The organism is Kocuria sp. CNJ-770 (genome assembly GCF_001942375.1).
Taxonomy (GTDB): Bacteria; Actinomycetota; Actinomycetes; order Actinomycetales; family Micrococcaceae; genus Kocuria; species Kocuria oceani.
Map to the genome: position 1 here is coordinate 25949 of NZ_MKJW01000085.1, position 21707 is coordinate 47655.

Genomic DNA, 21707 nt, shown 5'->3' on the forward strand with positions numbered 1-21707 from the left:
CCCATGGACCGCAGGATCTACGGCATCGAGACCGAGTTCGGCATCGCCCACAGCGCCCCCGGGGCGCGGCAGCTCAGCCCCGAGGAGGCCGCCCGCACGCTTTTCCGCCCCGTGGTGGCCTGGGGCCGGTCCTCGAACGTGTTCCTGCCCAACGGGGGCCGGCTCTACCTGGACGTCGGCTCCCACCCCGAGTACGCGACTGCCGAGTGCGCGAGCCTCGAGGACCTCGTGGCCCAGGACAAGGCCGGTGAGCTGCTGGTCGACGACCTGCGGCGGCAGGCCCAGGACGCCCTGGCGGCGGACGGGGTGCCCGGGCAGATCTACCTGTTCAAGAACAACGTCGACTCCCGCGGCAACTCCTTCGGCTCCCACGAGAACTACCTCATCGCCCGGCGCACCGAGTTCGCCCGGCTGGTGCAGATCCTCATCCCGTTCCTGGTCACCCGCCAGCTGCTCGTGGGCGCCGGCAAGGTCCACCCCGCCGGCCCGGAGGACTTCGGGGCCGTGCCGGTGGGCTCCGGGGCTCCCAGCTACTCCTTCTCCCAGCGCGCGGACCACATCTGGGAGGGCTCCTCCTCGGCCACGACCCGCTCCCGGCCGCTGATCAACACCCGGGACGAGCCGCACGCCGACGCCGAGCACTACCGCCGGCTGCACGTGATCGTGGGGGACTCCACCATGTCCCAGACCACCACGGCCCTGCGGGCGGGGACCACCGACCTGATGCTGCGGATGATCGAGGCGGGGCAGATCCTGCCGGACCGGACCATGGCCGACCCGGTGCGGTCCCTGCGGGAGGTCTCCCACGACCTCACCGGCACCCACCCGGTCCTGCTCGCCGACGGCGCCCGGCGCTCCGCCCTGGACCTGCAGCGGGAGCACCTGGAGGCCGTCCGGGCCTTCGTCGAGCGGGAGGGCGCCCACCACGACCGGGTGCCGTGGGTGCTGGAGCTGTGGGAGCGCACCCTGGACGCCGTGGCCCGGCAGGACGCCTCGGCGATCGACACCGAGATCGACTGGGCCATCAAGAAGAAGCTGCTCGACGGCTACGCCGCCCGGGACGGCCTCGACCTCTCCGCCCCGCGCCTGGCCCAGCTGGACCTCGCCTACCACGACACCGCCCCGGAGCGGGGGCTGTTCAACCTGCTGCAGCGGCGCGGACAGGCAGCGACCTTCGTCCCCGACGAGCGGGTCGAGGAGGCCGCGCGCACCCCGCCCGCCACCCGGGCCGCCGTCCGCGGCCGGTTCATCGACGCGGTGGTCGCCTCCGGGCACCACTACACGGTCGACTGGGTGCACCTGAAGGTCAACGACCGCACCCAGCGCACCGTGCTGTGCAAGGACCCCTTCGCCACCGAGTACCCCGAGGCCGACGCCTGGTGGCCGGCCTGCGCGCCGCGGCCCCCGCCGGGGACGGCCCCGCCCACGGGGACGCCCCCGTCATCTGACGCGGCCGCGACCGGCGGCCGGGCCGCGCTGTCCAGTCAACATCCAGCGCCCTGCACTAGGCTGGGCGCGGCCCGGCCCTGCCGCCCGACTCCGCCGACCCCACCCGGCCCGACCCCCGAGGAAGACACCTGTGCGAAAGACCCTGACCACCTCCGTTGCCGCCCTGTCCCTGATGCTCGCCCTCGCGGGCTGCTCGGGGGCCGGCGTCGACTCCGTCGAGCTCAGCAACGACCCGGCCTCGGGCACCGCCCCCTCGGTGACGTTCGAGACACCGCTCAACGCCGAGGAGGCCGGGGCCAAGGAGCTGCGCGAGGGCGAGGGCGCGGAGATCGCCGAGGGCGACACCATCCTGCTGCAGGCGGCGCTGTTCAAGGGCTCGGACGGCACCTCGATCGGCGAGACCTACTCCCAGGGCGCCGGCCAGGTCCTCACCCTGGAGCAGGGGCTGCAGGAGTCCATCCCGGAGATGTACGACGCCCTCGTGGGTGCCAAGGAGGGCGCGATCATCGCCTACTCCTCCCCGGAGACCTCCGGCGCCGCCGGCGACGAGTCGACCTCCGTGGAGGTCTACGAGGTCGTGCGCAAGATCCCCACCGAGATCGAGGGCGAGCCGCAGGACAGCCCGAAGGGGCTGCCCGAGGTCACCGAGAACGACGAGGGCGTGCCCACCGTGGCCGAGCCCGAGGGGAAGGCCCCCGGGAAGCTCGTCTCCGAGTACCTCATCGAGGGCGACGGCGAGGAGGTCGCCGAGGGCGACACCGTCATCGCGAACTACGTGGGCGTGAAGTGGTCCGACGGCGAGACCTTCGACTCCTCCTACGAGAAGGGCGCCCCCGCCTCCTTCCCCCTCGACAACGTCATCGAGGGCTGGCAGGAGGGCCTGGCGGGCAAGAAGGCCGGCTCCCGCGTGATCCTGTCCGTGCCGGTCGACCAGGCCTACGGCACGGAGAAGGACCTCGGCGAGGACTCCCAGTACCCCGCGGGCGACCTGCTGTTCGTGGTCGACATCCTGGCCGCCGTCGAGACTCCCGAGGCCCCGGCCCAGCCCTCCGCGTCGCCCAGCGCATCCCCCAGCGCGTCGCCCTCGGCGACCGAGGAGTAGTCCCGGTCGGCTATGGTGGCCCGGTGGGGGCGCGGCCCCCACCGGGGCCCGCGGCCCCACCGTCCCCGGCGGCCACGTCCGCCGACGACCCGACGAACCAGGAGCACCCATGTCCTTCGGAGAGCGCAAGCTCGACCGCACCAAGCCCGAGATCGACTTCCCCGAGGGGGAGGCCCCGACCGAGCTCGTCGTCACCGACCTCGTCGAGGGCACCGGCGCCGAGGCCACCGCCGGCAAGCAGATCTCCTGCCACTACGTCGGCGTGACCTTCTCCGCCGGCGAGGAGTTCGACGCCTCCTGGAACCGCGGCCAGCCGCTGGACTTCACCGTGGGCATCGGCCAGGTCATCGAGGGCTGGGACCAGGGCCTGCTGGGCATGAAGGTCGGCGGCCGCCGCCGCCTGGAGATCCCCTCCGCCATGGCCTACGGCTCCCGGGGCGCGGGTGGAGTGATCGGCCCCGACGAGGCCCTCATCTTCGTGGTGGACCTCCTGGACGTGCGCTGAGGACCCAGCGGATGGCAGCCCGATCGACGGAGCGGCTTCTCAACCTGCTCATCGCCCTGGTCTCCCGCGAGCGCGGCTACACCCGCGCCGAGCTGCGGGAGGCCGTTCCGTCGTACGCGGAGTCCGCCTCGGACGAGGCCTTCGAGCGGATGTTCGAGCGCGACAAGGCGGAGCTGCGCGATCTCGGCTACCCCATCGAGGAGGTCTCCGAGGACCCCCTCTTCCCGGACGACACGCACGGGCACCGGTACCGGATCCCGCGCGGGTCCTTCACCCTGCCGCCGCTGCAGTTCACCGCGGAGGAGTCGGCGGTGCTCGCCCTGGCCGCCAACGCGTGGACGGACGCCTCACTGGGCGAGCTGGCCCGCCGCGCCCTGCGCAAGCTGGAGCCGGCCATCGGGGGACTGCCCGACGAGGACGCCCCGCCGCTGCTCCAGCCCACCCTCACCGCCCACGAGCCGTCCTTCGAGCCGCTGCTCTCGGCGGTCGTGCGCCACCGTGAGGTGCGCTTCGACTACCTGGCCCGCAGCACCGACCAGCTCACCACCCGCCGGCTGCGCCCGTGGGGGATCGGCTCCCGCTACGGCAACTGGTACGTGGTCGGCTGGGACCTGGACCGCAAGGACTCCCGCACGTTCCGGCTCTCCCGAATCATGTCCGACGTCACGGTGACCCGCAAGGAGTTCGACCCGCCCGAGGGCTTCTCCATGAACGAGGCGCTGTCCCACATGGTCTCCCACGCCCCGGCGCGCACCGTGGAGGTCCTCGCCCGCCCCGGCCACGCCCTGATGCTGCGCCGGATGGCCTCCCGGCAGCAGCCCGCCGCGGTCGCCGGGGCCTGGGACCGGCTGCACATCCCATTCGCGGAGACCGAGATCCTCGCCGAGGAGATCGCCGCGGCCGGCCCCGGCGTCGTCGTGCCCGAGGGCGGGGACGGGACGGCGCCCACCATGCAGGCCGAGGTCCGGGCCGCCGTGGTGCGCCGGCTCGGCAGCGCCGCCGCGGCCGTGGCCGCGTTCCGCGGCGTGCCCGTCGACTGGACCGTGAAGTCCCGCAAGGGCACCCGCAACAAGCTCTCCACGGCCGACCACCTCTCCCGGCTGCTCGAGATCGTCCGGTGGGTCTACGCCCACCAGGGCGCCGAGCTGGAGGAGACCGCCCGCCGCTTCGGGATCACCGACCAGGAGCTGATCGCCGACCTCAACACGCTGTTCGTGTGCGGCAAGCCCGGGCACATGCCCGACCAGCTGATCGACGCGTCCTGGGACGACGGCCACGTCTACCTCTCCAACGCGGACGAGCTCTCCGACCCCGTGCGGCTCACCCAGCCGGAGGCCTCCGCGCTGCTCGTGGGCCTGCAGACCCTGCGCACCGTGCCCGGCGGGGACTCCGAGGCCGTGGCCTCGGCGATCGCCAAGGTCGCCGGCGCGGCCGGGGACGCCGGGGTCCTGGCCAACGCGGTGGGCGCCCGCCCCATCACGGACACCCCCGCACCGGCGCTGGCGGACGTCATGGCCACCGTGCGCCGGGCCGTGGAGGAGCGGCGCCGGATCCGGATCCGCTACGTGGTCCCCTCCCGGGACGAGCTCACCGAGCGCGTGGTCGACCCCGTGCAGGTCTTCTCCTCCAACACGCACTGGTACGTGCGCGCGTGGTGCCTGACCTCCGAGGGGATGCGCAACTTCCGGCTCGACCGGATCTCCTCCGTCGAGGACGCCGGACCCGCCGGGGAGCGCCCGGCCGCCCAGGAGGCCGCCGCGGCGTCCCGGCCGGCCCCCGGCACCCCGGACACCGTGGAGGTCGTGCTCGTCACCGACCGCCGCAGCCGGTGGATCGCGGACCAGTACCACGCGACCCGTACCGCGGTGGTACGGCTGCCCGGCGGGCCCCGCACCGGTCCCGCCGCCGACCACGAGGCCGCGCTGATCGGCTTCCAGACCGTCGAGGCGGTGTGCGCGCTCGTCACCCGCTACGGCGGGCAGCTGGCCGTGGCCGGCCCCGACGACGTGGTGGCTCAGGTGGAACTCTGGGTGAACTCGGCGCTGGGCGCGTACGAGACGTCGGAACAGCGCTGACCGGCGCGCCTATACTGGAGGACATGCTCTGGTGGTCCTGGGTCCTGCTGTGGACGGTCCTCGTCCTGCTCGGCGCCGCGTTCCTCGGGCTGATGCTGTGGCGGCTGGTGAGGACGTTCCTCGCCCTGCTCCGGGACACCGAGACGGTGGCCGGGGAGTTCGCCCAGCACTGGGACGACGCCGCCGCCGGGGTGCAGCGTCCCGTCCGGGCCGCCCCGGACCCCGCCCTGTTCACCCCGGTGGGGCAAGCCGTGGCCGACTACCGGGTCGGCCGTGACCAACGAGAAACCGCCCGTCTGAGACGCCGCATGGAGCGCAAGGACCGCATGGGCCAGCCGCAGCGGATCAGCGACATCCGCCGGGCTGAACGGAAAGGAATGTTCAATGGGTAGGCTCTTCGACAGCCCCTTCATGATCCTGATCATCCTGCTGGTGATCCTGCTGCTCTTCGGCGCGCCCAAGCTCCCGGGCATGGCCCGCAGCCTCGGCCAGTCGCTGCGCATCTTCAAGTCCGAGGTCAAGGAGATGAAGAAGGACGACCAGCCGGACGGCTCGGACGTCGTGATCGACGGCCGCCCCGTGCAGGACGGCCGGGACGCCGCCCCGGAGGCGCGCCCCGGCACGACCGGCGCCTCCGGCACGGAGACCCCGCCGCGCCCGGACCAGCGTCCCGGCAGCCCCACGGCCTGACGGCCCGCGCCCCGCACCCGAGCGGTCCGCCGCCCCGCCCCCGCGCGGGAGCGGAGGGCCGCTCGCCCGGTTCACCGTCCCGTTCCCCCCCGTCCGACCCCCCACGTCCGGAGGTCCCCATGTCCGCGCAGTCATCCCGCGGCCCCAAGCAGCGCCGGTCCTCGCGCAAGGCCAACCCGCAGGCGCAGATGGCCCTGGCCGAGCACCTGCGGGAGCTGCGCAACCGGCTGATCAAGGCGGCCGTGGCCACGGTCCTCGGCATGGTGGGCGGCTTCTTCCTCTACCAGCTTTTCATGGGCTACATCACCGAGCCCCTGGCGCGGCTGGCCGAGGCCGAGGGCAACCAGGCGTCCATCAACTACTCCGCGGTGGGCTCCTCCTTCAACATCATGGTGGAGGTCTCCCTGGTCCTGGGCCTGGTGCTGGCCAGCCCCGTGTGGCTGTACCAGCTCTGGGCCTTCGTGACCCCCGCCCTGCACCGCACGGAGCGGCGCTACGCGGTCGGCTTCCTGGCCGCGGCGGTCCCGCTGTTCCTCGGCGGCATCGCGGTGGCCGTGCTGACCCTGCCCACGGCCGTCTACGCGCTGACCGCGTTCACGCCGGCCGGCGGCACGAACTTCATCTCCGCCGACGTGTACCTGCGGTTCTTCCTCCAGCTCATCCTCACCTTCGGGATCGCGTTCGTGCTGCCGGTGTTCCTGGTGGGGCTGAACATGCTGGGGGTGCTCTCGGGCCGGACGGTGCTCAAGAGCTGGCGGATCGTGGTGGTGCTCGTGATGGTCGTCTCGGCGATGGCGGCCCCCGGCCCGGACCCGATGACCATGTTCTACCTCGCGGTGCCGCTGCTGACCCTGTTCTTCGTGGCGGTCGGGCTGTGCCTGCTCCTGGACCGGCGGCGCGCCCGCCGGGAGGAGCGGCGGGCCGCCGCCACGGGTGCGTCGGCCGACGCCGCCACCTCGGCCGACGCGCTGGAACGGCTCGGCCGGGACCCCGAGGAGGGCACCGGCGCCTGACCGGGATCGGCCCGTCGCGAACGGGCCTGCGCGGACCCGTCCGCGTCGGCGATGCGCAGTAGGGTGGGCACATGTCCTCCTACGCCGACCGATACCTGGCCGCCAAGCAGCGGGCCGCCCACGCGAGGACCGAGCTGTCGGTGTTCCAGCAGCGGCTGGAGTTCGCGATGGACGAGTTCCAGGTGACCGCGTGCCGGTCCCTCGAGGAGGGCCGCGGGGCGCTCGTGGCCGCGCCCACCGGCGCCGGCAAGACCGTGGTGGGGGAGTTCGCCGTCCACCTCGCCCTCTCCCGCGGCCAGAAGGCGTTCTACACGACCCCGATCAAGGCCCTGAGCAACCAGAAGTTCCACGAGTTCTCCCGCGCCTTCGGCGCGGAGCGGGTGGGCCTGCTCACGGGCGACACGTCCGTGAACTCCGAGGCCGACGTGGTCGTGATGACCACCGAGGTCCTGCGGAACATGCTCTACGCCGACTCCCCGACGCTGCTCAACCTCGGCTTCGTGATCATGGACGAGGTGCACTACCTCGCCGACCGCTTCCGCGGCGCCGTCTGGGAGGAGGTCATCATCCACCTGCCGGAGAGCGTGCAGCTCGTCTCCCTGTCCGCGACCGTCTCCAACGCGGAGGAGTTCGGCGCGTGGCTGGACACGGTGCGCGGGGACACCGACGTCGTCGTCTCCGAGCACCGGCCCGTGCCCCTGTGGCAGCACGTGCAGGTGGGCGGGCGCCTGCTGGACCTGTTCGTGGACGACACCACCGTGGAGGAGGCGGCCGAGCGGATCGGCGGACCCGGCCGCGACGAGCCCGAGGTCAACCCCGAGCTGCTCCAGCTCGCCCGCGCCGAGCACCCCCGGGGCGGGCGCCGCGGCGGGCGGGGCCCCGGTGGGCGCTCCCGCGACCGGTTCTCCCGGCGCAACGGCGGCGAGGGCTTCCGCCCCGGACCCGAGACCCGGCGGGTCTCCCGCCCGCAGCTGATCCGCCGGCTCGACGCCGAGGGCCTGCTGCCGGTGATCACCTTCATCTTCTCCCGGGCCGGCTGCGACGGCGCCGTCCAGCAGTGCGTGGCCGCGGACATCCGGCTGACCACCGACAAGGAGCAGCAGACCATCCGGGCGCGCGTGGCCGAGACGGCCGCCTCCCTCGAGGCCGCCGACCTCAACGTGCTGGGCTTCTACGAGTGGCGCGACGGCCTGCTGCGCGGCGTGGCCGCCCACCACGCCGGGATGCTTCCGGCGTTCAAGGAGCTCGTGGAGCAGCTCTTCGCCGACGGCCTCGTCAAGGCGGTCTTCGCCACCGAGACCCTGGCCCTGGGCATCAACATGCCGGCCCGCTCCGTGGTGCTGGAGAAGCTCGACAAGTTCAACGGCGAGTCGAGGGTGGACATCACCCCGGGGGAGTACACCCAGCTGACCGGCCGCGCGGGGCGGCGGGGGATCGACGTCGAGGGCCACGCCGTGGTGCTGTGGCAGCCCGGCATGGACCCGCGCACCGTCGCGGGGCTCGCCTCGAAGCGCACCTATCCGCTGAACTCCAGCTTCCGGCCCACCTACAACATGTCCGTGAACCTCGTGGCGCAGTTCGGCGCCCACCGGTCCCGGAAGATCCTCGAGTCCTCCTTCGCGCAGTTCCAGGCCGACCGCTCCGTGGTGGGCCTGGCCCGCCGGGTCCGCTCCCAGGAGGAGTCGCTGCGGGGCTACGAGGAGGCGATGACCTGCCACCTGGGGGACTTCACCGAGTACGCGGCCCTGCGCCGGGAGCTCAAGGACCTCGAGCGGGCCGCGGAGCGCTCCGACTCCCGCCGGCGCCGCTCGGACGCGGTGGCCTCGCTGCACGACCTGCTGCCCGGCGACGTGGTGGAGATCCCCCGCGGGCGCAACGCCGGCTACGCCGTGGTGCTGAGCACCGACCCGAACCGGGACGACCCGCGTCCCTCCATCCTGACCCTGGACCACCAGCTGCGCCGGGTCGGGGCGCAGGACCTGGACGGGCCGCTGGAGCCGGTCTCCCGGATCCGGATCCCCAAGCACTTCACCGGCAAGACCCCCAAGGAGCGCCGGGATCTCGCCTCCTCCGTGCGCAACGCCCTGCACGAGCACCGGCCCCCGCGCGGCGGCGGCCGGGGGCACACCGTCCGCTTCGACCGGGGCACCAGCGCCGCCGAGCAGCGCATCGTCGACGTGCGCAAGGCCCTGCGCGCCCACCCCTGCCACGGGTGCTCCGACCGCGAGAACCACGCCCGCTGGGCCGAGCGGTGGTGGACGCTGCGCCGGGACACGGACGGGCTGCTGCGCCAGATCGAGGGCCGCACCAACACGATCGCCAGGACCTTCGACCGGGTCTCCCAGGTGCTGGACTCCTTCGGCTACCTGGAGACCCTGCCCGACGGCGAGGTGCGGCCCACGCACGCCGGGGAGCAGCTGCGCCGGATCTACGGGGACCGGGACCTGCTCCTGGCGCTGAGCCTGCGGGACGGGTTCCTCGACGGCCTCGACCCCGCCGCCACGGCCGGCCTGGTGACCCTGCTGGTGTACCAGGCCAAGCGCGAGGACCAGCGCGTCCAGCCCGTGCTGCCCTCCGCGGCCATGGACCGGGCGGCGCAGACGGTGGTGCGCAACTGGTCGGTGCTCACGGACCGGGAGCAGGAGCACCACCTCCCGCCCACGGCCGAGCCGGAGTTCGGCCTGGTGGAGCCCATGCACCTGTGGGCGCGGGGGGCCACGCTGAGCACCGCGCTGACCGGCACCGAGCTCGCCGCCGGGGACTTCGTCCGCTGGGCCAAGCAGGTGATCGACATGCTCGACCAGCTGGCCTCCATCGACCTGCTGAGCCCCGAGCTGCGCAGCCAGTGCCAGCGCGCGATCGCGCTGGTGCGCCGCGGCGTCGTCGCCCACTCGGCCTTCGAGGACTGAGCCCGCCCCGTCCGCCCCGGACCCCCGTCCGCGCCCGTCCCGAACAGGAGACCCGTGAGTTCCACCGCCCCCGCACGCCGTCCGGTCCTCTACCGCAACGGCTCCGTCTACAGCCCCGCCGATCCCTTCGCCACCGCCGTCCTGGTGGACGGACCGCGGGTGGCCTGGGTGGGCTCGGAGGAGGCCGCCCGGTCCCTGCCGGACTCCTCCATGGACGTGGTGGACCTCGACGGGAGGCTGCTGGCGCCCGGCTTCGTGGACTCGCACGTGCACCTGACCGAGACGGCGCTGGCCCTGTCCACCCTCGACCTCACCGCGGCCGGGTCCCTGCAGGAGGTGCTCGACGCCGTGGCCGGGGCCGCGCGCACCGGCCACGGCGTGGTGCTGGGCTCCGGCTGGGACGAGTCCGTGTGGCCCGAGCGGCGCGCGCCCACGGCCCAGGAGCTGGACCGGGCTGCGGGCGGGCGAGAGGTCTACCTCACCCGGATCGACGTCCACTCGGGGGTCGTCTCCGCGTCCCTCGCCCGGCGGCTCGGCCTCGCCACCGTGGAGGGCTGGCTGGGCGACGGCCGCGTCGAGCACCTCGCGCACGACCGGGTGCGCGCCGCCGCCCTCGACTTCGACGCCGGGCGCCGGGCCGAACTGCACCGGCTGGGCCTGCACCACGCCGCGGCCCAGGGCTACGTGGCCCTCGCCGAGGCCAACGCCGAGCAGGTGGCCCCGTTCGAGGACCTCGTGCACCTGGTCGCCCTCGCCAACCACGGGGTCCGCGCCGAGGGGCCGACCCCGCGCGTGCTGCCCTACCGGGGGGAGCTCGTGCGCACCGCCGCGCAGGCGCGCGCGGTCGTCGAGCGCTTCGACGCCGCCCTGGCGGAGCTGCTCGGGCGTCCGCCGCGGCGGGGCGAGTCGCTGGTCGGCCTGGCCGGGGACCTCTGCGTCGACGGCGCCCTGGGCTCCCGCACGGCCGCCCTGCGCGCGCCCTACGCCGACGAGCCGTCCAGCACCGGGGACCTCTACCTCGACCCGGACGCCGTCGCGGCGCACCTGGCCGCGACCACGGAGGCCGGTCTGCAGGGCGGCTTCCACGTCATCGGGGACGCCGGGATGGACACGGTCCTGGAGGGGCTCGACCGCGCCGCGCAGCTCGTGGGGGAGCGCGCCCTCCAGGGGGCCGGCCACCGCTTGGAACACGCCGAGATGATCGACCCGGAGGGTGTCGAGCGACTGGCCCGCCACGCCGTGACCGTCTCCGTGCAACCGGGCTTCGACGCCGCCTGGGGCGGGCCGGGCGGACTGTACGAGCAGCGCCTCGGCGCCGGGCGGGCCGCGGCGATGAACCCGCTGGCCTCCTTCTACCGCGCCGGGGTGCCCGTGGCCCTGGGCAGCGACGCGCCCGTGGTGCCCCTCTCGCCGTGGGACACCGTCCGCGCCTGCCTCGAGCACCACGACCCGGAGCAGCGGATCTCCGCCCGCGCCGCCTTCCTGGCCTCCACCCGCGGCGCCTGGCGGGCCGCCCGGCACCCGGACCCGATGCAGGGCCAGCTCGCTCCCGGCACCCCGGCGACCTTCGCGGTGTGGGACGTGGAGGCGCTGATGGTGCAGCAGGCCGAGGGCACCGGCTCCTCCTGGAGCACCGACCCGCGAGCGCGCACCCCGCTGCTGCCCGCCCTGGACGGCACGTCCCTGCCCGTGTGCCGGCAGACCGTGCTCGACGGCGTGGAGCTGTTCCGCTCCGAGGACTTCTGAGCCCCGGGCCGGGGCCGGATCGCGGCCCTGGCCCGTGTCGGTCGATCTTGGCCGAGCGCACGGCGCAGGATAGGCTGGGCAACTGCTGCCGGGTGGGCTCACTCGTCCTTAGAAAACAGGCCGGCATCCCCTCAGGGCTGGCCTGGTCCGAAGGCGAGGGAGCCTGCCCTGTGGTTTAACAGGTGAGACCTCGAAAGGACCGACCCGGTGCGCGTACTGACCGTCATCCCCACCTACAACGAGCGCGAGTCGTTGCCCACCGTCATGGACCGGCTGCGCCAGGCCGTCCCGGACGGGGACGTGCTGGTGGTGGACGACAACAGCCCGGACGGCACCGGCCGTCTCGCCGACGAGATGGCCGCCGCCGACGGCAGCATCCACGTCCTGCACCGCACGAGCAAGGAGGGCCTCGGGGCCGCCTACATCGCCGGGTTCCGCTGGGGCCTGGCCCGGGACTACGACGTCCTGGTCGAGATGGACGCGGACTGCTCCCACCAGCCCGAGCAGCTCCCGCTGCTGCTGGACGCCGTGGAGCGCGGCGCCGACCTCGCCATCGGCTCCCGCTACGTCCCCGGCGGGCGCACCGTGAACTGGCCGGTGCAGCGCCAGCTGCTCTCCCGCGGCGGCAACCTCTACGCCCGCACCCTGCTGGGCTCCCGGATCCACGACATCACCGCCGGCTACCGTGCCTTCCGCCGCGGAACCCTCGAGCGGATCGGCCTGGAGACGGTCGACTCGAAGGGCTACTGCTTCCAGATCGACCTCGGCTGGCGGACGGAGCGCGCCGGGCTGCAGGTCGTGGAGGTCCCGATCACCTTCGTGGAGCGCGCCGAGGGCGAGTCGAAGATGAGCCCGGACGTCACGCGCGAGGCCGTCGTCCGGGTGGCCCAGTGGGGGCTGACCGCCCGCGCGAGAACCCTGGCGTCCAAGCTCACGCGCACCGGCCGCTGAGCGGCACCGCGACCCCGCACCGAGAACGCGCGGAGGGCCCACCCGATCGGGTGGGGCCCTCCGCGCGTTCTGGGGCTGCGGGCTCAGATCGCGTGCTTGGCCCGGTAGAACTCGATCCGCTGGGCGAGGATCTCCTCCAGCTCGTCCACGCTGCGCCGCTCCAGGAGCATGTCCCAGTGCGTGCGCTGGTGCTTCTCGTTGGGGTTCTCCGGCTTCTCGCCGTTGACGATGATCGCTTCCTTGCCGGTCTTCGACACCCAGACCGGGGGGATCTCGGCCTCCGCGGCGAAGGTGACCGTCACCGACTCGCCGTCCGCGGTGCGGTACTCCACGCGCTGGCGCGGAGCCGGCTCGACACCGGCCTCCGTCTCCATCGACTGGGAGCCCAGACGCATTCCCCTGAGACTGCGGTCGCTCATAGTGGTGGTTCCTCCATAACTGACGGTGGCCACGGCCGTGGCGCACACTCGGGCTGACGACGGGTCTGCAGGGACCCGGGATCCTCTGGGTGCAACGTCGACGGCCCCCGGGATGTTCCCCGGAGCCGGCCCGGATTCCCGGGCGGCCCCTGCCTCGGCGGACCCTGCCTCAGCGGACCCTGCCTCGGCGGACCCTGCCTCAGCGGCCGGCCGGGCCGTCCTGGGGCGGCATCGGGTCCTCGAGGCGCACGGGCGCGTCCGGGTCGATGCTCGAGGGGCGGGGGATCGTGAACTCGTCCGGGTCCACCGTGGTGCGCTCCAGGTTCAGGGAGAGGTCCTCGTCGGTGACCCGGACCTCCTCCGGGGTGACGAGCGGCTCCGACTCCGGTCCGGCGGCCTCCTCCGGCACCACGCCCTCCTCGTCGGCCGCACCGCGGCCGGGACCGGGGCCGTCGCCGTCCTCGTCGGGGCGGGAGAGGAAGTCCCCGACGCCCCGCAGCGCGTCGCCCAGCTCCGCGGGGATCATCCAGACCTTGTTCGCACTGCCCTCGGCGACCTTCGGCAGCGTCTGGATGTACTGGTAGGCCAGCAGCTTCTGGGTGGGCCGGGCACGGTGGATCGAGTCGAAGACCTTGCGGATGGCCTGCGCCTCGCCGTCGGCGCGCAGGATCGCGGCCTTCGCCTCGCCCTCGGCGGAGAGGATCGCGGACTGCCGCTGGCCCTCGGCCATGAGGATCCGGGACTGCTTGTCGCCCTCGGCCGTCAGGATCACGGCCCGGCGCTCCCGCTCGGCGCGCATCTGCTTCTCCATGGAGTCCTGGATGGAGGGCGGGGGAGTGATCTCCTTGATGTCCACCCGGGAGACCCGGATGCCCCAGCGACCGGTCGTGGAGTCCAGGACGCCACGCAGCTCAGCGTTGATCTTGTCCCGGGAGGTGAGCGCCTCCTCGAGGTTGAGCCCGCCCACGACGTTGCGCAGCGTGGCGGAGGTCAGCTGGTCCGCGGCCTGGATGTAGTCGACGATCTCGTAGGTCGCCGCACGCGGGTCGGTGACCTGGAAGTAGACGACGGTGTCGATGCCGACGACCAGGTTGTCCTCGGTGATCACGGACTGCGCCGGAAAGGACTGCACCTGCTCGCGCAGGTCGATCAGCGGGAGCAGCCGGTCGATGAACGGGATGAGGAAGTGCAGCCCCGGGGTCAGGGTCGTGCGGTACTTGCCGAGGCGCTCCACGATGCCGGCCCGCGCCTGCGGGATGATCCGCACGGAGCGGAACAGGATGATGACGACCAGGATGATCAGGACAGCGAGCAGGATGATGACGGCTAGGTCCACGGGTGCCTCTCTCGGTGGGTGCTGCGCGACGTCGGTGACGCCGGATCCGGCGGCGCGGCGCCTCCGGAGCGGGGGTTCAGAAGGACGGGCGGGGCTCGGGCCGGCCGTCGGCGGTCGGGGCGGGGTGGGGCGCCACCAGGACGGTGGCGCCCTCGATCTCGTGGACGTAGACGTCGGTGCCCACCGGCAGCTGCTCACCGGTGACCGAGCGGGCGCTCCAGGTGTCGCCCTCCAGCCGCACCAGCCCGCTGCGGGCGGTGACCGGGTCGAGGACCTGGCAGGGCAGGCCGATGAGCCGGGCCGCGTTGGACACGGTCCCGGGGGTGGACCGGTTGATCCGGCGCAGGGCGACGGGCCGGACGAGGAAGATGAGCAGCACCGCGGCGAGGGCGAAGGCCACCACCTGGATCACGAAGTTGTCCGTGACCCAGCTCAGGCCGAAGGCCAGCAGCGACGCCGCGGACATCATGAGGAACACGAAGTCGAGGGTCAGCATCTCGATCGCGGCCAGCACGATCATCGCCAGCAACCAGAACAGCCACGCGTTCTCGACGAGCCATTCCCACATGATCGGTCCCGACCTCTCCTGCGCCTTCGCCAGGGCGTGCGCCCTGGTCTCCATTGTGCCCCAGCCCTCCGACGCCGTCCCGGAGCGGCGTGCCGCCCGAGGACCGCGGGCGGTGCCGCACGGAATACCTGCGCTTTCCCCGCTGTTCACCCGACAACGGTGGTGCCGCGGTCCCGAGCAGGATCCGTGGCACCACCCGTGAGTTCCGCCGGGGCACCCGCGCCCCCGCGGGTCCGCCCGGACCCCGTCGGGCAGCGCCGTCGGACGAACCGCGTCAGGCGGACCGTCTCAGCAGGAAGGAGGAGAACCATGAAGCTCGTCACCTCGGTTGCGGTCTCGGCCGCGGGCGCGTGGCTGGCCGGCACGGCGACCGCCGTCGTCGGCCTCTCCGCCCTGCAGTCCCGGCTGCCCGCCATGATGACCCGCTGGCTGGCCGCCGAGCCCGACTTCGAGCGGGCGCTGGTCCTGCTCGGCACCGGGCAGTGCGAGCCCGGGGACGACCGGGCCGAGCGGCTGCGCGCCCGGCTCGAGGCCGCCTCCGGCCGGCCCGTGGTGTACGTCGACGTCACCGTGCGGCCGGGCACCTCCGCGCGGCGGGCCGCCCGCAACCGCGAGCTGGCCCGCAGCTTCCACGCCGACCACGTGCTGGACCACGACCTGGACCACGACCTGGACGAGGACCCCGGTCCCGGCCCGGGACACGACCTGCGCCTCGGCGCGGCCGGCGGACCCACGGAGCGCTGACGCCCCGGCTCACCCGCCGGTGGTGGTCACCGGCAGCGGCGCGGTGGCGTCGAGCATGTGGAAGGCCTCGGCGCTGAAGTCGATGACCACCTCGTCGCCCGCCGCGGCGTCCGGGACGCCCGAGAGGTCCAGGGTCACGACCGTGCCGTGGTCGAGCAGCACCGGGACCGGCTTGCCGCCCACCGTGTAGTCCAGCTCGTTCTCCCGGGACGGGATGTGGTGGATCAGCCCCACCTTCTTCGGCGACGTGGTCGGGTCGGTGCACCCGTAGTCGATGCACCAGCCCTCCGGGAGCGTCTTGACCTGGCTCAGCTCCGTCGTCCAGGAGTAGACGCTGTTCTCCGGGGGGCTGCTGCTGAAGAACATCCCGCCCACCCGCAGCAGGTCGTAGTACAGGGCCTCGATGCCGTTGTCGAGGACGTCGCTCGCCCCGGCGTGGATCAGCGCGTCCTGGCCGAGCCCGGCGTCGCGGATCGCGGCCACCGCGCCGTCGAAGCGGTTCTTCTGGGCGACGGTCGTGTTGGCCGTGTCGTTGCGCTCGATGGCCTCCGCGTCCTCGGCGGTGATCGTGGAGAAGTGCGTGGCGATCCCCACGAGCTCCAGGTGCGAGGCGTCCTCGACGGCCCGGGCGAGGGGGAGTGCCTCCTCGGGCACCACGCCCTCCCGCCCCATGCCGGTGTCCACCCACAGGTGCACCTTCAGCGTCCCGCCCGTGGTGGCCAGCACCTGCTCCGCCGCGTCGACCCACGCGGGGTCGATGGCGGGCACCTCCACGTCGTAGTGCACCAGCAGCGGGATGTCCTCGACCTGGGCGGCGTACAGCACGGCGATCCTCGCCTCCACGCCGGCCTCGCGCAGCGCGATGGCGTCGTCGAGCTTCGGCACGAAAAGGTAGTCGACGTCGGCCGCGTCCTCGATGACCTTCCCGAACACGTCCACGGGCTCGCCGTTCTTGAGCACGGCCCCCAGCTGGACGTCCTGCGGGAAGTCGGCCCGGATCTCCTCGGCGTTGCGCCGCACGGTCTCCGTGTCCACCGTCAGCACGGGGATGTCCTGCGTGCCCCGCGTCGTGTAGGTGTAGGCCGTCTTCTCCCCGACGGCGTTCCCGCCGGCGGCGAAGGAGACCTCCACCGTGCCGGGCGTGCCTCCCGCCGGGGCCGTGCAGGCGTGGCGGGCGGACCGCTCGTCGAACGGGCACTCGACCTCGGTCTCACCGAAACGGGCGGTGATCGGACCGTCGGTGTCCTCTCCGGTGTCGGCCAGGACCAGGTTGCCGCCCGTGAGCCCGCCGTGCGAGGGGGAGAGGGCCACCGAGCCGGAGGCGCTCGGCGGCAGCGCCTCCGCCGAGCCCTCGTCCTGGCCGCAGCCCGCCAGCACCAGCACGGACAGGCCCAGCAGGGACGTCACCAGCCTCTGTCCGCGGATGTCCGTCGTGCTCATGTCGCCCCGTCGTCCCACATCGTTCCTCCCCCTCGGCACCGGCGTTTGCCAGTGCACACACCGTGCGGTCACAGGGAGCGTATCCGGACGGGAGCGCACCGGGCCGCGGGATCCCGCCATCCGCGGCAACGGTCCACAGATGTGCGGACAGATGCCGCGTCACACGTCCGTCATCGACGGGGGAGCCGCACCACCGCACCCGCCCCGCGGCGCGGCCGCCCACCGGCCACCTCCGTCGTCGCCCACCGGCCACCGGATCCGGCGTGCCCACGGCGAGTGGCCGGCGGCCCGCGCCTGTCCGGCCGGGGCCGCCGGGCATAGGCTCGGAGCGAACCGGACCGGAGCGCGTCGTCGCCGAGGACGACACCGGCGGGACCGCCCAGGAGGGGACCACACCATGAGCACACCGCCCAGCACGGCACCGCGGACGGGCGCGCCGCACGTCGCCGACCACCACGACCTGATCCGCGTGCGGGGTGCTCGCGAGAACAACCTCCGGGACGTCAGCATCGAGATCCCGAAGCGCCGGCTGACCGTGTTCACGGGAGTCTCGGGCTCGGGCAAGAGCTCCCTGGTGTTCGGCACCATCGCCGCGGAGTCGCAGCGGCTGATCAACGAGACCTACAGCGCCTTCGTGCAGGGCTTCATGCCCACGCTGGGCCGGCCCGAGGTCGACCGGCTGGAGGGTCTGACGACGGCCATCATCGTCGACCAGGAGCGGATGGGCGCCAATCCCCGCTCCACGGTCGGCACCGCCACCGACGCCAACGCGATGCTGCGCATCCTCTTCAGCAGGCTCGGGGAGCCGCACATCGGCTCGCCCAACGCCTATTCCTTCAACGTGCCGTCGGTGCAGGCCAGCGGTGCGATCACCGTGGATCGCGGTCCCGGCCGGACGCGGGCGGAGAAGACGACGTTCACCGTCCTGGGGGGCATGTGCCCCCGCTGCGAGGGCATGGGCTCGGTCAACGACGTCGACCGGTCCGCGCTCTACGACGACGCCCTGTCGCTCGACGACGGCGCGCTCACGATCCCCGGCTACAGCATGGACGGCTGGTACGGGCGCATCTTCCGCGGCTGCGGCTTCTTCGACCCCGGCAAGCCGATCCGAGCCTTCTCGGAGCGGGAGCTCCACGACCTGCTGTACAAGGAGCCGACCAAGATCAAGGTCGACGGCATCAACGTGACCTACGAGGGGCTGATCCCCAGGATCCAGAAGTCGATGCTGTCCAAGGACGTCGACGCCCTGCAGCCGCACGTGCGCGCCTTCGTGGAACGGGCGGTGACGTTCACGACCTGCCCCGAGTGCGGCGGCACCCGCCTGAGCGCCCAGGCCCGGTCGTCGAGGATCGGCGGGAAGAACATCGCCGACGTCTGCGCGATGCAGATCAGCGACCTCGCCGGTTGGGTCCGCGGGCTCGACGAGCCGTCGGTCGCCCCGCTCCTGACCGGCCTGCAGCACCTGTTCGACGCGTTCTCGCAGATCGGGCTGGGGTATCTCTCGCTCGACCGCCCGACCGGCACGCTGTCCGGGGGAGAAGCCCAGCGCACCCGGATGATCCGCCACCTGGGATCGTCGCTCACCGACGTCAGCTACGTCTTCGACGAACCCACCATCGGGCTGCACCCTCACGACATCGAACGGATGAACGGGCTGCTCCTGCAGCTGCGGGACAAGGGCAACACCGTGCTCGTCGTGGAGCACAAGCCGGAGACCATCGCGATCGCGGACCACGTCGTCGACCTCGGTCCCGGAGCCGGCAGCCACGGCGGGACGGTCGTGTTCGAGGGCACGGTCGAGGAGCTGCGGGCCAGCGGCACGCTCACCGGCAGGCACCTCGACGACCGCGCGTCCCTCAAGGAGACGGTGCGCACGCCCACCGGCACCCTCGAGATCCGCGGTGCCGATACCAACAACCTGCAGGACGTCGACGTCGACATCCCCCTCGGAACGCTCTGCGTGCTCACGGGTGTCGCCGGCTCGGGCAAGAGCTCGCTGGTCCACGGGTCGGTCGCCGGCCGCGAGGGCGTGGTGCTGATCGACCAGGGCGCGATCCGCGGGTCACGCCGGAGCAACCCGGCCACCTACACCGGCCTGCTCGACCCGATCCGCAAGGCCTTCGCGAAGGCCAACGGCGTGAAGCCCGCGCTGTTCAGCTCCAACTCCGAGGGCGCCTGTCCCGCATGCAAGGGCGCCGGAGTCGTGTACACGGACCTCGGCGTCATGGCGACCGTCGAGTCCACCTGCGAGGAGTGCGGCGGACGGCGTTTCCAGAGCGCCGTGCTGGAGCACACGCTCGGCGGCCGGGACATCGCCGAGGTCCTGGCGATGCCGGTGGCCGAGGCCCTCGACTTCTTCGGCGCCGGAGAGGCGCGCACGCCGGCCGCCCACCGGATCCTCGGCAGGCTCGCCGACGTGGGGCTCGGCTACCTGGTGCTCGGCCAGCCGCTCACCACACTCTCCGGCGGTGAGCGGCAACGGCTGAAGCTGGCCGCCCAGCTCGCCGGGCAGGGGGAGGTCTACGTCCTGGACGAGCCGACCACCGGCCTGCACCTTGCCGACGTGGAGCAGCTGCTGGGACTGCTCGACCGGCTCGTCGACGCCGGGAAGTCGGTCGTCGTGATCGAGCACCACCAGGCGGTCATGGCCCACGCCGACTGGATCGTCGACCTCGGCCCCGGGCCGGCCACGAGGGAGGCCGTGTGGTCTTCGAGGGCACGCCCGCGGACCTCGTGTCCTCCCGCTCGACCCTCACCGGCCGCCACCTCGCGGCCTACGTCGGGACGTGACCACCGGGCCCGGTGCCGTCCGGCCCGCGCGTGGTTTCCTGCGAACCATGGTCGGCGGGCAACGACCGCACGGGCCGGGGGAGTACCGCGGCCTCTGCGGGTGCGCCCGCGCCCGCCGGGGTGCCGCCGTGGCCAGGAGCAACGGCGCCGCACGGCCGATCCGCACGGCCGATCCGCACGGCCCGGCCGCTGGAACAGATCTCCGACCGACGACCGGGACCTGTGCGGATCGTGGGCGCGGCAGTGACCCATGTCACAGGAGATGCCGGAGCCGGGCGGCTCGTGGGCACCGGGGGCCACAGGGTCGCCGGCCACGGGCGTTCCCGGCACCTCGGGCCGGCCAGGGATGCCCGGACCGCAGGGAACGATCCGCTGCGTGCGGACGGGCCCGGCCCGGGCCGCAACCGCCTGCGCGCACCGACGCCGAGGACCGCCCGGGCGAAGGCGCTCACGGACACGGGCACATCCAGGCGTCGGACGGCGGACGACACCTCGGCGCGGCACGCCTCGACGGCCGAACACGACGCCCGGACACCCCAGCCGAACCACACAGCCGAACCACACAGCCGAACCACACTGAGGAACGCTGGCCCCGGGGCCGCGCCCGGACGCCGCAGCGGAACGGGGTCGGCCTCGGCGGAGTCCCGGCCGCGCGTCCTCAAGACGCCTGCGCGCCGACCGACGGGAACGCAGGTGCAGGCTGCATGCACGATCGATGAACAGGTCCGAACAGTGGGTTCCGGGCCGACGACGGACCCGGTTCAGTACTCCTCTCCAAAGCGCCGATAATCTACATTATGTAAAGTCAGGGCGAGAGGGGCCTCCCCGTCCGGCCATTCCACCTCCTTTCACCCCGGGTGCGCCACACCCGCTCGGCACAACCACGGAGCACGCCGTGCGGCCGACCGCCTGCGGCCCCGACCCCTCGGTGCGCCGCGCACCGCCGAGCGCATCGGCGTCCGGGTGGCCGGCGCACGACCGCCGACCGCGCCACCACCCTTCGACCCCGGCCGCCGAACCCGCTCGTCGCCGTTCCGGACCGCACCCGGGCATCCCTGGACTCCTGGTCGAAGGTTGAGGGTTCGCCCACACTCAGTCCTTCAACCTTCAGCTTCGACTTCACCCCGAACGGCATGCGTCGGATCGCTCCGGGACCCCGACTAGACTGCGAGCATGCACACCACGGCCCCCACCACCACGCCGCCCACCGGGCGCACCGGGCGCCGGAGCTCCTGGCCGGCGGTCCTCGTCATCGACGTGCTCCTGGTCCTCCTCTTCGCCGCCGTCGGGCGCAGGACCCACGCCCTCGATGCCGTGGGCGTGCTGGAGACCGCCTGGCCGTTCCTCACCGGACTGCTGCTGGGCTGGGCCGTCTGGCAGCTGCCCCGCCACCCCGTCGGCCTGTGGCCGCGCGGCGTCGCCCTGTGGCTGACGACCGTCGTCGTGGGCATGGGCCTGCGGGTCCTCGTCGGCGAGGGCACCGCACCGAGCTTCGTGCTGGTGACCTTGGGCACTCTCGCCGTTCTCCTGCTGGGCCACCGCGCGCTCGCTCTCACGGTGCGCGCGGCGCGGGCCCGCCGCAGGCCCTGATCCGCCCTGTTCCACCGGCCCCGGCCGGCCCCGTCCCGAGAAAGGCGTCCCATGCTCACCGCCATCGTCCTCATCAAGACCTCCGCCGATCGCATTCCTGAGGTCGCGGAGCAGATCTCGGAGATCCCCGGGATCAGCGAGGTGTACTCCGTGACCGGCGACTGGGACCTGATCGCCATGGTGCGCGTGCACCGGCACGAGGACCTCGCGGACGTCATCGCCGACCGCCTCTCCAAGGTCGACGGTGTGGTGGGCACGAACACGAACATCGCCTTCCGCACCTACAGCAAGCACGACCTCGACGCCGCCTTCTCCCTCGGCATCGACTGAGCCCGCCGGCGCCGCCCCCGGTCGAAGCGCCCGGCGACGACCGGTGGCCG

16 protein-coding genes and 2 pseudogenes are annotated in these 21707 nt (G+C 73.1%); 14 read left to right on the forward strand and 4 right to left on the reverse strand.

Annotated features, from left to right (window positions below):
- Nucleotides 1–3: 3 nt before the first annotated feature.
- From pafA to BJF77_RS07270, 10 genes and pseudogenes are all read left to right on the forward strand, one after another.
- Nucleotides 4–1377: pseudogene (gene pafA / locus BJF77_RS07225) on the forward strand (Pup--protein ligase); the annotation flags it as partial.
- A gap of 202 nt (nt 1378–1579) precedes the next feature.
- A complete protein-coding gene (locus BJF77_RS07230) occupies nt 1580–2551 on the forward strand; it encodes an FKBP-type peptidyl-prolyl cis-trans isomerase (RefSeq protein ID WP_047801773.1) in 972 nt (323 codons plus the stop codon).
- 109 nt (nt 2552–2660) lie between these two features.
- Entirely contained in the window at nt 2661–3056 is a 396-nt protein-coding gene (locus BJF77_RS07235; protein ID WP_075871722.1) for an FKBP-type peptidyl-prolyl cis-trans isomerase, read from the forward strand.
- Between the two features lie 11 nt (nt 3057–3067).
- Nucleotides 3068–5131 (forward strand): WYL domain-containing protein, encoded by a 2064-nt coding sequence (locus BJF77_RS07240; RefSeq protein ID WP_075871723.1) that lies wholly within the window; start codon nt 3068–3070, stop codon nt 5129–5131.
- Between the two features lie 23 nt (nt 5132–5154).
- A complete protein-coding gene (locus tag BJF77_RS07245; RefSeq protein WP_047801776.1) occupies nt 5155–5523 on the forward strand; it encodes a hypothetical protein in 369 nt (122 codons plus the stop codon).
- Entirely contained in the window at nt 5516–5821 is a 306-nt protein-coding gene (gene tatA / locus BJF77_RS07250) for a Sec-independent protein translocase subunit TatA (protein ID WP_047801777.1), read from the forward strand. Before BJF77_RS07245 ends, tatA begins: the two co-directional genes overlap by 8 nt.
- Nucleotides 5822–5940: 119 nt before the next feature.
- On the forward strand, nt 5941–6834 hold the full coding sequence (gene tatC, locus BJF77_RS07255; protein WP_075871724.1) for a twin-arginine translocase subunit TatC: 894 nt from the start codon (nt 5941–5943) through the stop codon (nt 6832–6834).
- Between the two features lie 71 nt (nt 6835–6905).
- Nucleotides 6906–9743, forward strand: coding sequence for an RNA helicase (locus tag BJF77_RS07260; protein ID WP_075871725.1), 2838 nt, complete (start codon nt 6906–6908; stop codon nt 9741–9743).
- A gap of 54 nt (nt 9744–9797) precedes the next feature.
- Nucleotides 9798–11489, forward strand: a complete 1692-nt coding sequence (locus tag BJF77_RS07265) for an amidohydrolase (RefSeq protein ID WP_075871726.1) — start codon at nt 9798–9800, stop codon at nt 11487–11489.
- Nucleotides 11490–11696: 207 nt separating this feature from the next.
- On the forward strand, nt 11697–12440 hold the full coding sequence (locus BJF77_RS07270) for a polyprenol monophosphomannose synthase (RefSeq protein WP_075871727.1): 744 nt from the start codon (nt 11697–11699) through the stop codon (nt 12438–12440).
- Between the two features lie 83 nt (nt 12441–12523).
- On the opposite strand, the gene BJF77_RS07275 is transcribed toward BJF77_RS07270, so the two are convergent.
- The 3 genes from BJF77_RS07275 to BJF77_RS07285 form a co-directional block, all read right to left on the reverse strand.
- Nucleotides 12524–12859 carry an RNA polymerase-binding protein RbpA gene (locus tag BJF77_RS07275; protein ID WP_047801781.1) on the reverse strand — a complete coding sequence of 112 codons (336 nt, stop codon included), beginning with the start codon at nt 12857–12859 and terminating at the stop codon, nt 12524–12526.
- Nucleotides 12860–13058: 199 nt separating this feature from the next.
- Nucleotides 13059–14195: an SPFH domain-containing protein gene (locus tag BJF77_RS07280; RefSeq protein WP_075871728.1), complete on the reverse strand. Its 1137-nt coding sequence runs from the start codon at nt 14193–14195 to the stop codon at nt 13059–13061.
- A 76-nt stretch (nt 14196–14271) separates the two neighbouring features.
- Nucleotides 14272–14763 (reverse strand): NfeD family protein, encoded by a 492-nt coding sequence (locus tag BJF77_RS07285; RefSeq protein ID WP_047802669.1) that lies wholly within the window; start codon nt 14761–14763, stop codon nt 14272–14274.
- Nucleotides 14764–15072: 309 nt separating this feature from the next.
- On the opposite strand from BJF77_RS07285, the gene BJF77_RS07290 reads away from it, so the two are divergent.
- Nucleotides 15073–15507 carry a hypothetical protein gene (locus BJF77_RS07290; RefSeq protein WP_075871729.1) on the forward strand — a complete coding sequence of 145 codons (435 nt, stop codon included), beginning with the start codon at nt 15073–15075 and terminating at the stop codon, nt 15505–15507.
- A 9-nt stretch (nt 15508–15516) separates the two neighbouring features.
- Here the strand turns inward: BJF77_RS07290 and BJF77_RS07295 are convergent, their stop codons facing one another.
- Nucleotides 15517–16947, reverse strand: a complete 1431-nt coding sequence (locus BJF77_RS07295; protein WP_075871730.1) for an alanine racemase — start codon at nt 16945–16947, stop codon at nt 15517–15519.
- Nucleotides 16948–17344: 397 nt separating this feature from the next.
- On the opposite strand from BJF77_RS07295, the pseudogene BJF77_RS07300 reads away from it, so the two are divergent.
- From BJF77_RS07300 to BJF77_RS07310, 3 genes and pseudogenes are all read left to right on the forward strand, one after another.
- Nucleotides 17345–19737 (forward strand): annotated as a pseudogene (locus BJF77_RS07300) (ATP-binding cassette domain-containing protein).
- Nucleotides 19738–20910: 1173 nt separating this feature from the next.
- Nucleotides 20911–21327, forward strand: coding sequence for a DUF3054 domain-containing protein (locus BJF77_RS07305; protein ID WP_075871731.1), 417 nt, complete (start codon nt 20911–20913; stop codon nt 21325–21327).
- A 51-nt stretch (nt 21328–21378) separates the two neighbouring features.
- Entirely contained in the window at nt 21379–21657 is a 279-nt protein-coding gene (locus BJF77_RS07310) for an Lrp/AsnC family transcriptional regulator (RefSeq protein ID WP_047802665.1), read from the forward strand.
- Nucleotides 21658–21707 lie beyond the last annotated feature (50 nt).

Excerpts from the sequence above, each read along its gene's own strand:
- BJF77_RS07235 (WP_075871722.1), top strand. The coding sequence starts at position 2,661 with ATGTCCTTCGGAGAGCGCAAGCTCGACCGCACCAAGCCCGAGATCGAC.
- BJF77_RS07240 (WP_075871723.1), top strand. The coding sequence starts at position 3,068 with ATGGCAGCCCGATCGACGGAGCGGCTTCTCAACCTGCTCATCGCCCTG.
- BJF77_RS07245 (WP_047801776.1), top strand. The coding sequence starts at position 5,155 with ATGCTCTGGTGGTCCTGGGTCCTGCTGTGGACGGTCCTCGTCCTGCTC.
- tatA (WP_047801777.1), top strand. The coding sequence starts at position 5,516 with ATGGGTAGGCTCTTCGACAGCCCCTTCATGATCCTGATCATCCTGCTG.
- tatC (WP_075871724.1), top strand. The coding sequence starts at position 5,941 with ATGTCCGCGCAGTCATCCCGCGGCCCCAAGCAGCGCCGGTCCTCGCGC.
- BJF77_RS07260 (WP_075871725.1), top strand. The coding sequence starts at position 6,906 with ATGTCCTCCTACGCCGACCGATACCTGGCCGCCAAGCAGCGGGCCGCC.
- BJF77_RS07275 (WP_047801781.1), bottom strand. The coding sequence starts at position 12,859 with ATGAGCGACCGCAGTCTCAGGGGAATGCGTCTGGGCTCCCAGTCGATG.
- BJF77_RS07285 (WP_047802669.1), bottom strand. The coding sequence starts at position 14,763 with ATGTGGGAATGGCTCGTCGAGAACGCGTGGCTGTTCTGGTTGCTGGCG.
- BJF77_RS07290 (WP_075871729.1), top strand. The coding sequence starts at position 15,073 with ATGAAGCTCGTCACCTCGGTTGCGGTCTCGGCCGCGGGCGCGTGGCTG.
- BJF77_RS07295 (WP_075871730.1), bottom strand. The coding sequence starts at position 16,947 with ATGAGCACGACGGACATCCGCGGACAGAGGCTGGTGACGTCCCTGCTG.
- BJF77_RS07305 (WP_075871731.1), top strand. The coding sequence starts at position 20,911 with ATGCACACCACGGCCCCCACCACCACGCCGCCCACCGGGCGCACCGGG.
- BJF77_RS07310 (WP_047802665.1), top strand. The coding sequence starts at position 21,379 with ATGCTCACCGCCATCGTCCTCATCAAGACCTCCGCCGATCGCATTCCT.